At 55.9% G+C, this 14,267-nt stretch carries 10 protein-coding genes; 1 reads left to right on the top strand and 9 read right to left on the bottom strand.

Going from position 1 to position 14,267, the window contains the following annotated elements:
* Positions 1-47: 47 nt before the first annotated feature.
* The 9 genes from GGR28_RS15000 to GGR28_RS14960 all read right to left on the bottom strand — a co-directional run bounded on the left by GGR28_RS15000 (position 48) and on the right by GGR28_RS14960 (position 12,458).
* A complete protein-coding gene (locus tag GGR28_RS15000) occupies positions 48-1,934 on the bottom strand; it encodes an AAA family ATPase (protein WP_183496637.1) in 1,887 nt (628 codons plus the stop codon).
* Positions 1,931-3,619, bottom strand: a complete 1,689-nt coding sequence (locus tag GGR28_RS14995; RefSeq protein WP_183496636.1) for a restriction endonuclease subunit S — start codon at positions 3,617-3,619, stop codon at positions 1,931-1,933. The genes GGR28_RS15000 and GGR28_RS14995 overlap by 4 nt, the downstream gene beginning before the upstream one ends.
* Positions 3,620-5,053 carry a class I SAM-dependent DNA methyltransferase gene (locus GGR28_RS14990; RefSeq protein ID WP_183496635.1) on the bottom strand — a complete coding sequence of 478 codons (1,434 nt, stop codon included), beginning with the start codon at positions 5,051-5,053 and terminating at the stop codon, positions 3,620-3,622.
* Between the two features lie 63 nt (positions 5,054-5,116).
* Positions 5,117-7,495: an EcoAI/FtnUII family type I restriction enzme subunit R gene (gene hsdR, locus GGR28_RS14985; protein ID WP_183496634.1), complete on the bottom strand. Its 2,379-nt coding sequence runs from the start codon at positions 7,493-7,495 to the stop codon at positions 5,117-5,119.
* A complete protein-coding gene (locus GGR28_RS14980) occupies positions 7,492-7,725 on the bottom strand; it encodes a hypothetical protein (protein WP_183496633.1) in 234 nt (77 codons plus the stop codon). Before GGR28_RS14980 ends, hsdR begins: the two co-directional genes overlap by 4 nt.
* A gap of 210 nt (positions 7,726-7,935) precedes the next feature.
* Positions 7,936-9,099 carry a methylmalonyl-CoA mutase family protein gene (locus GGR28_RS14975; RefSeq protein ID WP_183496632.1) on the bottom strand — a complete coding sequence of 388 codons (1,164 nt, stop codon included), beginning with the start codon at positions 9,097-9,099 and terminating at the stop codon, positions 7,936-7,938.
* Positions 9,100-9,135: 36 nt separating this feature from the next.
* Entirely contained in the window at positions 9,136-10,446 is a 1,311-nt protein-coding gene (locus tag GGR28_RS14970; protein WP_183496631.1) for an outer membrane beta-barrel protein, read from the bottom strand.
* The gene (locus tag GGR28_RS14965; protein ID WP_183496630.1) at positions 10,443-10,979 is read right to left on the bottom strand and encodes an RNA polymerase sigma factor; all 537 of its coding nucleotides are present in this window, start codon (positions 10,977-10,979) and stop codon (positions 10,443-10,445) included. The genes GGR28_RS14970 and GGR28_RS14965 overlap by 4 nt, the downstream gene beginning before the upstream one ends.
* A gap of 84 nt (positions 10,980-11,063) precedes the next feature.
* Positions 11,064-12,458, bottom strand: coding sequence for a sulfatase-like hydrolase/transferase (locus tag GGR28_RS14960; RefSeq protein ID WP_183496629.1), 1,395 nt, complete (start codon positions 12,456-12,458; stop codon positions 11,064-11,066).
* A gap of 63 nt (positions 12,459-12,521) precedes the next feature.
* Between GGR28_RS14960 and GGR28_RS14955 the strand changes: the two genes are divergently transcribed.
* Entirely contained in the window at positions 12,522-14,264 is a 1,743-nt protein-coding gene (locus GGR28_RS14955; RefSeq protein WP_183496628.1) for a glycoside hydrolase family 9 protein, read from the top strand.
* The last annotated feature ends 3 nt before the right edge of the window (positions 14,265-14,267 follow it).

The following is a 14,267-nucleotide window of genomic DNA, read 5'->3' as shown; positions in this document are numbered from 1 at the left end:
TTTGACAATTCTAATTTTTCTAGGGGGATGGAGTAAAGGAGGGTGATTTAGATATGGGACTTAATAAACTCAAACATCGGCCGGAAAACTTCGAAATGCGTAGCATTAATCTTCGGGACAATGTCTTTTGAAAAATCTGTTTTTCGACTATCACGAAACCCAATTATTCTTCCACCACCGGGCTTATTGATTACGTCAAAGAAATCGTGAGTTTGTGGATCACCATAAAAAAGGTGCTCAATCTCAAGTTCAGATTCGCCTTTGAAAGTAGTCTTTTGTTCTTTGTCTTCCACGACCTGCCTTTCTATATCTTGGATGTTCGGAACTGGCAATAGCAGAGCAAAGCTATTCTTAGCTTTTACCTTCTTAGCTAATCCTCGATAAGGATCTTCTTCGAGCAAAGCATCCGTGCTTACACTGTTCCACTCATTGTAAGCAGTGTCGAAGTCGAATAATCCGAAGGCAGGGCGGCCATCAAGTTCATTTAGAATCCGTTCATCCTGCAGCAATTGTCGCAGGTAAACACATCCAAAGGCAAATACAATGTGGAATGGAATCGGCACATTGTACAACTTGCTCCAGGCTATTTCCAAGATTCGTGGGTCCGTGCTTCCTTCTGTAAACAAGATCGGCTTGTCTTCGACATTGATCCTGTTAATTATGCTTAGTATCTGCTCATCTTCAGAGTACTTGATCATCTGCGCGGACAACTGCTCGATCGCATAAGACTTGTTTACATTGATGCACCGCACCCCATCACCGATAAAGTTAAAGAGATTCACGTTGCGACTATCGTGAGGGATTAGAGTGACAGCGCTATGGCTGCTCATCAGCACGTGATTCTGTACAATAGCATCGTCAGCAATCTCGAACACCTGCTTCAAAAAGTCAAATTGCCATTCCGGGTGAAGAAACGAATCCGGCTCATCCAGCAGGGTAAGACAGTTCTTACCCCGAAAAAGCTCTACAATTGTGTATATGTATATCGACTGGAACTGCCCATCACTGAAATGGTCAACCTCAGATATTGTCCCGTCAGTAAGCGTCAGGTTCAGTGAAATATCATCCAGCATTTCAATCGTCCTCAGATTATCCAGTTGATTGAATAATTCCTGAGAACTCGTGTCGGCAAAGGTCTGCTGAAATGCTTCGAGGTCTAAATACAACTGGTAAACATCATCGTAGCTGGTCGCATTTGTTGGAGCTTGATAGCCGTCATCACGCGCCTTTTCCTCTACAGCACGTTTCACGCCATCAATGCGATCCAAAAGCGTCCTTGTGATGCCTTGAGCTTTCCAGAAGCTGGTCTTTGGATCAAACCGATCTACCTCGTACCCTCTTTTCCTGGCGTAGTAAGGGCGCTTTAAAGCAATAAAAACCTCCTTTCCAATTGAGGCTATACCTAGCTTTTCTTTAATAAACTCTTTCGCCTTACAGCCGTCCGGCTGTAGTAGAAGAACCGACAGCAGTAAGGCTTTATAGTCCTTCCCTATGCCTATGAACTCTCTGATATCTCCTTCATTCGCTTCTTTTAGCTCTCGCTTGAAACCTTCCTCATAGGCTGAAATCAAGCGGGCTACTTTCTCATTGTGCCCAGAATAGTACAGAATTACGTTGTCTGGTAAAAGGCTTCGAGACACCTTCCTGGCGTCTTTTCTCTCATTATCTTCAATTTTGTAGTAACGTTCTGTTGTCCATTCCCAACCAATAAATTGATCCGTCCCCTCAATTTCATACTCCAGCTCAAAATCAAAGCCTGTGAGATAATCCTGCTCATACAACTGCCGGAAAATCTCAATTAGCGCCTCAAACATATTGGACTTACCCGTCCCGTTCTTCCCGACAAAAACGTCAATGAAGCTGCTTCCCGTGAAGTTGAGCTCAAAGTTATTAAGGTTTTTATAATTGCTCAGGTATAGGCGTTTCAATCTCATACCTCCGCCCTTTCCGTCGCCAGTAACAACTCTTCCCTAGAAGCTCTCAAAAAGTGCTCTTGAATAGCAGCTTGATTCTTACTTTGTTCTTCCAATTGGTCGCACAATTTGAGCAGCTTATCGACAAATTTAACTACTACTTTTTGCTCTTTTTTTGGCGGGATCGGTACTATAATCTTCTTCAGTTCTGTTTGGTTAATCTTCGGCATTGCAACTCGGGTGTCTGGCTTTGTTGATTGTACTAAGAAAAAAGATGATAGCATAAATTTCAACAAATAGGATCTCTCAACGAAAGGGTCAATTGGATACATATCTGCTGAGCATAATCCCACGAAATCCACCTCAATTGCTTTGTTGAGCTTAGGACGAATTTTACTGTACAGAATTTGGGAAGGGCGAAAGAGGTGCTTTGCACTCGAAACGCCATCTTCTTCAATAGTGCGATATTCCAGTAGTTTGCCTGTATTTTTTTCTATTACATTAGGCGCGATGTGAGGGTAGCTTGGATATGCTTGAGGATCGACCAAGTTTGAAGCAATATTTGCAATATCTTGAAAATAGCTCCAAACCCAACTATCTGGTATTTTGAAAGGCATCAAGTCATGGGATATTTTATCTAAGGGCTTGTTCTTCTTAAGTACCCTTTCCCGCACCAACCGCGCCTTTTCCTCCCCAATCCGCTCCAGCAAGACACTAGCCGGCTCCACCTCCGGATGTTCCGCCCGCCACTTCGCCGTCAGCTTTCCCTGTACCGCTAGTTCCAAAATAGACTCCCGCAGCCGGTCTACCCCGTTTTGCTGGTCGAAGAGAGACTGGAAGTGCGGCCGCAGCGCCGCCCACGCCCCTGCCGAATCGTCTCCCGTTAGCTGCCGGATCGAGGACGTTACGTAGTCCTGCCGTAGGGCGCGGAATCGGGTGGTTTGCCGTTCCAGCTCGTCTACTTCAGCCAGGAGGCGGTTGACGGTGGCGACGATGGCGTGTTGCTCGGGGAGGGGAGGGAGGGCAGTAATCGCATTTTTACCATGCTCAGTGCCCATGCGTGGTAGATTCATTCCATATGTTGAATCATTAGCATACTTGATGAAGTAGTTGGATTTTAGAAAGAGTCTCAAGTATTCACTTGATGTATTAGCGTGTACCGAAATCGGAATCATCTCTGTCGTACATACTCCTTTTTCATCAGCGACGATCACCTTGTCTAGATAAGGTCGAAGCTTGCCGTAAATCACGTTTCCCGGATTGAAAGCCGATTTCATACTCTTGAACTCTCTCTCAGAAAATCTAACTTTTTTAAGTAGCCTTGACGTATGCTTTTCTACATCTTCCAACTCGAGAACCCAAATGTCGGAGGAAGTACTTTCTGGCTTAGCCTTGTTTTTTGTTCCGTATGTAAAAGCTTGACCTAGCTTTACCCATTCCCATTTATTAGGAATATTAAAGGGGATTTCACTTTCTTTAATTGGATCGAAAATCTTTTCCTTCCTTATCACCTTCTTCCTCACCAACCGCGCCTTCTCCTCCCGAATCCGTTCCAGCAAAACGCTAGCCGGCTCCACGTCAGGATGCTTCCGCCGCCACTCCTCCGTCAGCCGCCCACGGATGGCCAGCTCCAGGATCAGCGCCCGGATTTCCTTCGCATTTTCAGGCCGTAGGCTTAGTTTTTTAAAGTATTTCAGTAAGTGCATCTACGCGAGGGCTTTATCGAGGACGGCCATGATCTCCTGCTGAATCTTAGTAATTTTCTTTTCGGATTTCTTCAGCTTCTTCAGCAGTACTTCCGGGCTTTCTAGCTCGTCGGCTTCCTCGTAAGGGTTCTTGATGTCGAGGTTATAATTGCGCTCCCGGATCTCTTCAATGGGGACGCGCCAGGCATAGCGGTTCTCTTTTCGCTTGTTCCACCATTTCTTCTCAGGGGCGAACTCCTCCACCCGGATGGGCTTCGACTTATTGTAGCTTTTGTAGCCTTCGGGGTAGGGGTGCTCGTAGTACCAGATCTCTTTCGTCGGCTTACCCTTCTCGAAGAACAGTAAGTTGGTCTTGATGCTAGTGTAGGGGGCAAACACGCCGTTGGGGAGGCGGACAATAGTGTGTAGGTTACACTTCGCCAGTAGTTCTTCCTTCAGGCGGGTCTTTACGCCTTCGCCGAAGAGGGTGCCGTCGGGCAGCACGACCGCCGCGCGGCCGCCCTTATCCTTCAGCAGTCGGATGATCAGGGCCAGGAAGAGATCGGCCGTTTCTTTGGTGCGGAATTTAGCGGGAAAGTTGGTTTCCGTCCCGTCTTCCTCTACTCCGCCGAAGGGTGGGTTACTCAGGATGATGTCAACCTTGTCCTTTTTACCCCAGTCGGTGTACGGCTTGCTTAGGTAGTTATCCCGCTGCACCGCCGGAACGTCAAAGCCGTGCAGCATCAGGTTGGTCGTACAGAGTAAATGAGGTAGGGGTTTCTTCTCAATGCCGCGGATGCCCGCTTGTAGTACCTGCCGTTGCTGAGGTGTCTTCACCTTTTCGCGCAGGTGGTCGATGGAACAGGTCAAAAAACCACCGGTGCCGCAGGCGGGGTCCAGCAGCGTTTCGCCCAGTTGTGGGTTGATGATGTCGACCATAAACTGCGTTACGCCGCGCGGAGTGTAATATTCGCCTGAACTACCGGCCGACTGCAGTTCCTTCAGGATCGTTTCGTAGAGGTCGTTAAACAGGTGGCGTTCACCCTGGTTGTTGAAATCAATCTTGTCGATCTCGTTGATCACCTGCCGGAACAGCGTTCCGTTCTTCATGTAGTTATAGGTGTCCTCAAATACCGACCGGATGATGGCGGTCTGGGGGTTAAGGCTCACGTCTAGTTCCTTCAGGGTAGGGAAAAGTTCGTTATCGACAAACTCCATCAGCTGGTCGCCGGTCATCCCTTCGTCGTCAGCCGCCCAGTTATTCCATCTAAGTCTTTCGGGCAGTGGACTTTCGTAATTTTCGATCGTTACGTCCCATTCCTCCTCCTTATCGGCGAAGATCTTCATAAAGATCATCCATACCATCTGGGAGATGCGCTGGGCGTCGCCGTCTACGCCAGTGTCCTTGCGCATGATGTCGCGTACGCTTTTAATGATGCCGGTAATACTTGCCATAATTCTAGATTGTTTTGGGGCGCGGACGCGGGTGCAATGATAGGGAATGAAGGGCGGGGCTGTTTAGGCCGTCCGATAAATCTCGCCCTCTAATTCCCTCACCGCCGCCACAAAATCCTTCTTCTTTCCGAAAGCCCGTACCAATTGAACGGGGGAGCCAAGATCGTTGAGTGGCTTTACTTTCAAAACCGCGCCTTGTTCCAGCGGGCCAACACCTTCATCTTCGTACTTGTCCAGCAGTTTATGGATGACTTCCTGGGCGAGCGCGCTGTATTTAGCGAAGTAGTTGCTCTTACGCACTTTTCCCGCCCGTTCTTTTCTGGTCAGCGGTGGTTGGTCGTAGGCGACGTGACAAATGAGGTCAAAGGGGTCCAGGTCCCGACCGACATCTTCCCGTAGGGCTTCGATCAGGACTCCCCGGTCGGCGAGGTCGGCTATCAGGTCCGCCTTTTTCTCCGAGTCGTTCCAGTGACGGATGAAGTCACTAGAGGTGGGAAAATTGTCTTTTACCCGCTGGCGGGTATAGTCTTTGAGTGATTCGGTGATCAGCTTTCCGTCACCACTCAAGTACTGAACGCGTTCGTGGGCAATGGTTACTCTTACTCCGTTTACGTAGAATTTGCGCGGTGCTGCTGGCTCCTCCAGGATGTCGACGTTGGGCGGCTGACCGTAACCCAGTGGGGGTAGTTGGATCATTGCTCCTTGTCCTTCCTCTGCACCTGCGTCCCCGCCCTCTGCTACATCATCGGGCGGAACAATTGGATCGTTTGGTCCTGGTTCGTAAATCTGTACGGGATCACCGTCAAAATCCGGGTCGGCAAACAGGTTGGTGGCCTTACGGAAATCCATGATGGTGAAGTAAACTTTCCCTTCCGTCTCCCGCAGGCGCGAGCCCCGGCCAATGATTTGCTTGAATTCCGTCATCGAGCCAATATTGGTGTCCAGCACGATCAGTTTCACCATCTTGGTGTCTACGCCGGTGGTCAGCATTTTGGAGGTGGTCGCGATGACGGGGAAGGTTTCCTCGACGTCCATAAAATTGTCGAGTTCCTGCTTGCCCACTTCATCGTCTCCAGTGATTTTGACGATGTAGTTGGGGTGCTCGGCAGCTAGATCGGCGTTGGCGTTGATGAGGGCCATTCGCATTCGGTTGGCGTGGTCGATGTCGACACAGAATACGATGGTTTTGTCGTAGCGGTTGGTATCCTTCAGGTACTCCGTGATGCGACCGGCCACAAGCTGCGTGCGCTCGTCGATGGCAAGGTTACGGTCGTAATCCTTTAGGTTATAGATACGGTCGACGATGGCCTGGCCGTACTTATCGATCAGCCCCTGGGTAGGCCGCCAGCCGTCGTCGATAGTCGTGGTTACCCGCACTACTTTATAGGGGGCAAGGAAGCCATCCTCAATCCCTTGCTTGAGCGAGTAAGTATAGACCGGCGGGCCGAAGTAGTGGATGTTCGATACGTCTTTCGTCTCTTTCGGCGTGGCCGTCAGACCAATCTGGGTGGCGCTGCAGAAGTAATCCAGTACTTCCCGCCATGCGGAGGCTTCGGAAGCGCTGCCCCGGTGACACTCATCGATTACGACCAGGTCGAAGAAGTCCCGGCTGAATTCCTTGTAGGCGTTTTTGTCTTCGTCGTTACTCGTCAAACCTTGGTAGAGGGCAAAGTAAATCTGGTAGGACTTGTCAATCTTCCGATGCTTAATGATGTGCATGATGTCCGACCCGAAGGGAGAGAAATCACCGGTTTTGGTCTGATTGAGCAGCACGTTTCGATCGGCGAGGAACAAGATGCGTTTCTTGAGCCCACCCTTCCAGAGTCGCCAGATGATGTTGAACGCGGTATAGGTCTTACCTGTACCCGTAGCCATTACTAGGAGAATACGTTCTTGTCCGGTCGAGATTGCCTCGATGGTACGATTGACTGCGTTTTGCTGATAGTAGCGGGGCGACATGCCCGAGGTATCCGTGTAGTAGGGGAGTTCCACCACTTCACGCACACTATCGTCTTCCAGGCCTTTGTGCGCAAGGTACTTGCTCCATAATTCGGTAGGGGAGGGAAACTCATCCAATTTGATTTCCCGCTCGGTGCCTGCGGCCATGTCCTTAAAGACAAAGGAATCACCGTTGCTGGTAAAGACGAAGGGCACCTGAAGCACTTTAGCATATTTAACGGCCTGCTGCATCCCGTCACCTACCGGCCGGTGGTTCGCCTTTGCCTCAATGATCACTAAGGGGATGTTGGGCTTGTAGTAGAGGATGTAATCCGCTCGTTTCTGCTTCCCCCGTGCGTAGAGCTTCCCCTGCACGATGATGCGGCCATCCGTAAAAGATACTTCTTCCCGCACCTGCTTTCTCAGGTCCCATCCCGCCCCGACTACCGCCGGGGTGATGAATTGGGTACAAATATCTCGCTCTGAGAGTTGTTTTTTATTCATGGGGTGTTGGTGCCGGCAACCTGTTCACTAAAACAACTCTGGGCAGGGCTCAATTTAGGAAAAATGGCTAACGTTTTGTAAAAGCATCCGATGAGTGCTTCTTTTTGAGCTGCTACTGCATGAAATTTAGCCCCCCTGCCATCGAGCCACTCAATAACACCTCGATATTGTACAAAATGACGGAAGACGGCCAAGTCGGTAATAACCATATCCACCACGTCCCTGGACATGAAGGGTAGGATACTGGCCGGAATGATTTTTGACCGCCTCTTGCGGGTATTATGCTGTATATGTTGGGTTACTTATACCGTTTCGTGAGGTGTAGAGCCTGCTTACAGGTACAAATAGAATTAGATTGATTATCTGTTAACATAAGATCAATCACCACCCCCCCCCCTCACCCCTTCACTCCCTCAACCCCTCTATCCTTCACTCCCCCCCTAAACCTCCACCGCCACCGCAAACCCACCCTGCGCCTCCACGGCCCGAAACCGTTCCCAGGCCGAATCCACCAGCTGGCGGGTGAGGGTCTCGAGGTAGTAGCTGCCGGCGGCGGGATCGGCGTAGGCGTCGAGGCCGGATTCGAGGCGCAGCAGGTGCTGCACGTTGAGGGCCATCCGGTGACCGAAGGGCGTGGCGGGCTGATCGCCGCCCTCGGCGGGGGAGAGGAAGAGCTGATCGGCCCCGCCGGTCACGGCCGCGAGGGCCTGGGTGGTGAGGCGCAGCAGATTGGCGTCGCGGTCGTTGGTGAGGGTGGCGTGGTCGGTGTGGGCGGCAATGGTGGCGGGCGGGGCGTCTTCGATGCCGAAGCCGCGCAGGACGTTGGCCCAGAGGATGCGGAGTGCCCGTAGTTTGGCGATGTCGACGTAATAGGAAGTGCCGACGGTGAAGGCAAACTGCAGGTGCCGATTTACCGTTGCGGGCTCGGCCCCCCGCTCGCGCGCCTGCTGCAGGTATTCGGCCCCCTTGGCGATGGCCAAAGCCAGCTCGGTGTCGGCCAGCGACGGACCGTTGTTAAAGCCCGCGGCATTGACCTGCAGGACCTTAAAGTCGGGCATCCAGCGATTAACGAAGTCGAGCAAACGAATGAGGGGCGGAAAGGGCGGCTCGCTCCAGTCGAGCAGGGGGTCGAAGTCGACGGAGCCGCGAATCTTGGATAAGTCATAGCCCTCGCGGCGCAGGTACTTCACCAGGTCGCGGAACAGCTCGGCGGGATCCTGACCCGGATACCGCATGGCGCAGTGCAAAGACACAAAATCCAGGCGCACGTCGGCCAGCAATTCGGCGATCTCGGCGGCTCCGGGTTGACGGTACAGGCGATAAAGCAGGGCCTCGGCACCCCGGTCGAGAGCGGTGAGGGCCGAGCGGTTGATCTCGGGATTGGTACCGGAACTCACGTAAGCACCGACCTCCCAGCCCGCGGAGCGATTCAGCGGGGGAAGAGCCTCCACCTCGGCCGCGGTGTAGAGGGGCGACAACCGAATGCGGTCGTTGACCTCGTGATCGAGTTCGGCCACATCCCTGCCCTTCAGTTCCATAGTTGCCTGGCTGAGCCAGTCGGCCTTGTCGGAGGGGGGAAAGCTGGTGGAGACGTCGGTAAGCATCGCGGGAAAGTTTGCGGAGCTAAATGTACGCGATCGTTAGCGAAACTGTTTACGCAGCCCGAGCTGTAAGCCCGCCACCCAGTAGCGCTCGGAAAGGCCGGCATCGGATGTGGTAAAGGAGGTGGGGTAGTGCTTGAAGAAGGGCTCGAGCAACAACTGCGTCGTCCCCTGCTTCCCGACGAGGTAGGTCGTGGTGAGGGAAGCCGTCCAGCCGAGGCCAACGTTGCTGCGGTAATCGCCCGCGTCACTCAGGTCCCGCGGGACTACCGAGCCGGGGTCGAGGAATTTTCCACTCACGCCGGTCATGACGTTGACGAGCGGACCGGCATTCACGCTCAGGTGAAACCGCCGACCCGGAAGTTGGTAGCTCGCCAGCAGGGGCACCTCCAGCATCCGGATACGGTTGCTGCTGTGCATCAATTCCTGTCCGCTCCTAATAGCGCGTTCGTACTCGAAGCGGTTGCGCAGTTCGGCGTAGGTCAGTCCGGTCACGAGGTGAAGGCGGTTCCTCAACCGGTAATTCAGGCGGGCGCTGACCTGAAAACTCACCTCCGGAAACTCACTCACTTCCCGCGCATCCCGCAGCCCCTGACTTCCCTCCTCCCGCAACCGGAAGGACTGGTTCGCATAGGCGGCTCCGGCCAGTACTTCGACCTGCAACCGCCGCCGTCCGCTGCCCCGGAACGAATTGCCCTCGCTCAGCGCAATGGGTCCGGCCGCGGGTAGCCGGGGCCGGGTGGGGATCGGGTTCGTCGGTAAAACGGCGATGGCGTTGGCCAGGGTTGCCGTGCGCCGAGCCTGCTCCGTCGGTGGAGCGGTAGTCGGGCTAATGGAGGCGCTGGCGGCGACCGGTCCGGAAGGATCCGCTTCGACCCCAGCCCGCTCGGTGTTTAAGTAAGTTGTAGCCGTTTGCGCACCATTAGCAGTATTCAGCACGGCGGAGGGCGTGCCGGAAGTGCTTGCTTTTAGGTCACGATCGGGGCCGGCAGACGCGTTGTCCGGTACTGCAACCGGGAAACTGGTCGGCGTCATAGCCAATGTTCCCTGCTCCTGCGTCCCCGCCCCCGTTACGTAATACGTCAGGCCGCCCGCGGCCAGGAGCAACAACAGCAGTGCCGCGGCGTAAAGGCGATAATTAACCGTCTTGCGGGCAGCTACGATGCGGGCCCACATACCGGCGGGCACGGCTGCTTTACGCTCGGCGAGCGCATCCGCAAAGAGGCGGTCGAGCTGTTCACCGGTGGGTACGGGAGCTTTGTTTGCGGCGATGCGTTGCCACATGTCCTGGGGTACGTCGGGCCGGCGGTCACCGAGGCCCTCGCGGAAGAGGTCGTCGAGCTGGCTCATATAGCGATGCGTTGGCGGAGTTCGATTTGTTGCTGCAGCACCTTGCGCGCTTTGAGCAGCTGGGAGCGGGAGCTGGCCTCCTGGATGCCGAGTTGCTCCCCGATCTCCTTGTGGCTGTAGCCCTCGATGGCGTACATATTGAATACGATGCGGTAGCCGTCGGGCAGCGCGCGGATCAGTTCCAGCAGTTCCTGTTCTCCAAGATCGGCGTAGGCGGTGGGTGCTCCGGCCAGATCGGGGGTGTTGTCGAGTCCGGTTTGCTCGAAGGTAAAGCGCTTGCGTTGGTACATTTTCAGCGCCACGTTCACGCACAGGCGGCGGGCCCAGCCGGCAAAGGAGCCCCGGAATCCGTACTGCGGCAGCTTGTTGAAGATCCGCACGAAGGTGTCCTGCAGCACGTCCTCGGCCTCGGTCTGGGTGCGGCAGTAGCGCTGGCACACGCCCATGAGCAGGGGGGCATAGCGATCGAAGAGCGCCCGCTGACAGCGCTCGTTTCCCCGCAGGGAACCTTCGATCATTTCCTTTTCCTTCATGCTCAGCATTGGGCGGCGGGACTTTAAAGGTAAGATACAGTTACGAGACCGGACGTGGTACGGGCGGGGCCGCGGGTGCAAGGTCTACTCGGAAGAGCGGGCGGATTCGGCACCCACCCCTTCAGCATAATCCGTCAACCGTTGAACCACCTCAGGATGAGCGGCGGAGACATCCGTACGTTCCCCCGGATCCGCGCGCAGGTCGAAGAGCGACAAACCGATGGAATCGAGCCGGTACTTTGCCGGCATGCCGCCGGTCGCGGGGGGCTGGTCGCCCAGGGTGGAGTAGGGGTGAGGAAAGTGCAGTTTGTACTGCCCGTCGGCACTTACGACGGCTTGCAGGTCGTCGAGCCAGTAGATGGCGTAGGGGGTGGGGGAGGGGCGTTCGGTTTGTCCGAGGAAGTCGGTCAGGCGGTCGTGGCCATCGAGCTCGCGGTCGGGAAGCGGGGCATTTACGAGCCGCGCCAGGCTGGGGAGCAGGTCGATGGACATCAGGTTGGCCCCGTTCACGGTGCCGGCGGCGGTGCGGCCCGGCCAGTAGGTGATCAGCGGCACCCGCACGCCCCCCTCGAAGCTGGTGGCCTTGCCCTCGCGGAAGGGGGTCCGTCCGCTGTGGTCTCCGTAGCTCAGCCAGGGTCCGTTGTCGCTGGTGAAGATGATCAGGGTGTTCTGGCTCATCCCCTTTTGCTCCAGCTGCCGGCGAATCTCGCCGACGCCGGCGTCGATTTCGGCCATCACGTCGGCGTACATTCCCTGCCCGGTGGCCTCCAGGTACTCCGGATCCTCGGCCAGGGGCACGTGCGGCAGGGAGTGGGCGAGGTAGAGGAAGAGCGGCCCATTGGCCGGATCGTGTTCCGCGATGACCTGCTCCGCCGCCTCGTTGTACATCCGGTTGAGGGTGGTAAATTCGGAAAGGCTGTCCTTCAGGGTAGTTCCTTCCAGTAGCGGCACTCGTTCAGGAAAGTACTTCTTCGCCCAGGCCTCCGGGTGGCTGGCCCACATGTCGTGGCTGTAGGGAATGCCGAGGTAGCTGTCAAAACCCTGATTGGTGGGCAGGTAGGGCTCGAAGTGACCGAGGTGCCACTTGCCCACCATGGCGGTCTGGTACCCCTGCCCCTTCAGCATATCGGCAATGGTCACTTCTTCGGGGGCCAGTCCGCGTTTTGCGGTATGGTCCAGGGCGCCCCGTAGTCCCAGCCGACCGGGATAAACGCCCGTCATCAGCGCCGCCCGACTGGCTGTACACACCGCCTGCGCCACGCGAAAATCCGTGAAGCGTACGCCCTCTTTTGCCAGTTGGTCCAGGTGGGGGGTGGTCACGTGGGTGCCCCCGTAGGCCCCCATATCGGCGTAGCCCATGTCGTCGGTGAAGATCAGCACGATGTTGGGCGGATCGACGGACCCGGCAGCGGCGGGCACGGACTGGGTACTGGTGCAGGCGCTGGCCAGTATGCAGAGGGGAAGAAGGTAATTAAGCATTGCCAAAATATACGGACCTTCCCGGAACCGTATCTTTTCCGCCCACCTCACCGACAATCTTCCATGCGGCACCTCCTCTTCCTTCTCCCCGTCCTGTTTATCCTGCGCTGCGGCGATTCCGCCCCGGAAGGACCGCCCACCTACGCCGACCGGGCGACGGTACAGATCCAACTCAACCAGGTCGGTTACTACCCCGATCAGCCGATCCGCTTCACCTACGCCGATACCAGCGCGGTCGGTAACCCCCTATACACGAAGCCGGCATCACTATTCTACGTCACCGACCTATCCGGCGACACCACTTACCGGGAAGGGCAGCTGAGTGACACCCTCGACTGGCGGCAACTGGCCGGCGTGATGGCCCAATCCGCCGAAATCGATCCGCTGCCGGTAGGGGAGTACCGTATCTTCATCCCCGAAGTAGGCTATTCCTTTCCATTTCGGGTAGCGGAAGACGTCCTTCGGGAGGCCTTCATCGGCTCGGTGCGCGGACTCTACTACCAGCGCGCCGGCCAGGCCCTCCCCGAATCCCACGCCGGGGAGTACGCCCGCGAGGCCGGCCACCCCGATACGTCGGTACAGTTTCACCCCTCCAGCGGCCGGGAATCCGGAAAAACGAGCAGCCCCGGTGGCTGGTACGATGCCGGGGACTTCAATAAGTACGTCGTCAACGGGGCCTTCCCCGTCGGACAACTGCTCGCCCTCTACGAAGACATCGGCGACCCCGCCCCGGACGGCACCCTCAACATCCCCGAAAGCGGCAACGGAAAGAGCGACTACCTCGACGAGATTAAGTACGAACTCGACTGGCTGCTCACCATGCAGGACGACGACGGCGGCCTGTTCCACAAACTCACCACCCTTAAGTTTGCCGGTATGGTCATGCCGCGGGGAGCCACCAAACAACGCTTCATCGTCGGCAAAAGCACGACCGCCACCCTTGACTTTGCCGCCGCCGCCGCCCAGGCCTCCCGCGTCTACCGGGAGTACGATGCCAACTACGCCGATCGCCTGCTGGCCGCCGCCCGCCACGCCTGGAACTGGGCACAGGCCAATCCCGCGGCCTTCTTTAAAAATCCCACTAACGTAAGCACCGGCGAATACGGCGACGGCAACGCCGACGACGAGCGCGCCTGGGCCGCCGCCGAACTGTTTGCCACCACCGGCGAGCAGGAATTCTACAATGACCTGCAGGAAAATCCGCCCCGCGTCCGTTTCGGCCCCGGCATCGGCTGGAACTCCTATATGGGCAACCTCGCCGCCTTCACCCTGCTCCGTCATCCCGACCGGGTGCCCCAGGAAATGAGCGGTCGCCTGCGGGAACTAGTGGTTACCCTCGCCGACAGCATCGTAAGCAGCATCGACAGCAACGCCTACCATCAGCCCATCACCGGCTTCGGCTGGGGCAGCAACTCCGACGTGATGAACGCCGCCATGTTCCTCGCCGCCGCCCACCGGCAGAACCGAAAAAAGGAATACGTAGCCGCGATGCGCGACTGCATGAACTACGTCCTCGGCCACAATCCCAACGCGGTATGCTACCTGACGGGCTTCGGCTCCCGGTCGCCGCAGTTCATCCACCACCGTGCCAGTGCGGCCGACGGCATCGATGCCCCGGTACCCGGACTCCTCTCCGGCGGCCCGAACGAGCGGCAGCAGGACAGCGCCGAAACCCGCTACAAGCCCAATGCTGTACCCATGCAGAGCTGGGCCGACCAGACCCCCAGCTACGCCAGCAACGAGATCTGCCTGAACTGGAACGCCCCCTTCACCTACGTAGCGGGCTACCTGGAAGCCGTCAAATAAGCA

This window comes from Neolewinella aquimaris, from assembly GCF_014197245.1.
Classification (GTDB): Bacteria; Bacteroidota; Bacteroidia; order Chitinophagales; family Saprospiraceae; genus Neolewinella; species Neolewinella aquimaris.
This window is presented reverse-complemented; position numbering and strand designations above follow the sequence as displayed.

Coding starts and splice junctions, on each gene's coding strand:
- GGR28_RS15000 (WP_183496637.1), bottom strand. CDS start 1,934: ATGAGATTGAAACGCCTATACCTGAGCAATTATAAAAACCTTAATAAC.
- GGR28_RS14995 (WP_183496636.1), bottom strand. CDS start 3,619: ATGCACTTACTGAAATACTTTAAAAAACTAAGCCTACGGCCTGAAAAT.
- GGR28_RS14990 (WP_183496635.1), bottom strand. CDS start 5,053: ATGGCAAGTATTACCGGCATCATTAAAAGCGTACGCGACATCATGCGC.
- hsdR (WP_183496634.1), bottom strand. CDS start 7,495: ATGAATAAAAAACAACTCTCAGAGCGAGATATTTGTACCCAATTCATC.
- GGR28_RS14980 (WP_183496633.1), bottom strand. CDS start 7,725: ATGTCCAGGGACGTGGTGGATATGGTTATTACCGACTTGGCCGTCTTC.
- GGR28_RS14975 (WP_183496632.1), bottom strand. CDS start 9,099: ATGCTTACCGACGTCTCCACCAGCTTTCCCCCCTCCGACAAGGCCGAC.
- GGR28_RS14970 (WP_183496631.1), bottom strand. CDS start 10,446: ATGAGCCAGCTCGACGACCTCTTCCGCGAGGGCCTCGGTGACCGCCGG.
- GGR28_RS14965 (WP_183496630.1), bottom strand. CDS start 10,979: ATGAAGGAAAAGGAAATGATCGAAGGTTCCCTGCGGGGAAACGAGCGC.
- GGR28_RS14960 (WP_183496629.1), bottom strand. CDS start 12,458: ATGCTTAATTACCTTCTTCCCCTCTGCATACTGGCCAGCGCCTGCACC.
- GGR28_RS14955 (WP_183496628.1), top strand. CDS start 12,522: ATGCGGCACCTCCTCTTCCTTCTCCCCGTCCTGTTTATCCTGCGCTGC.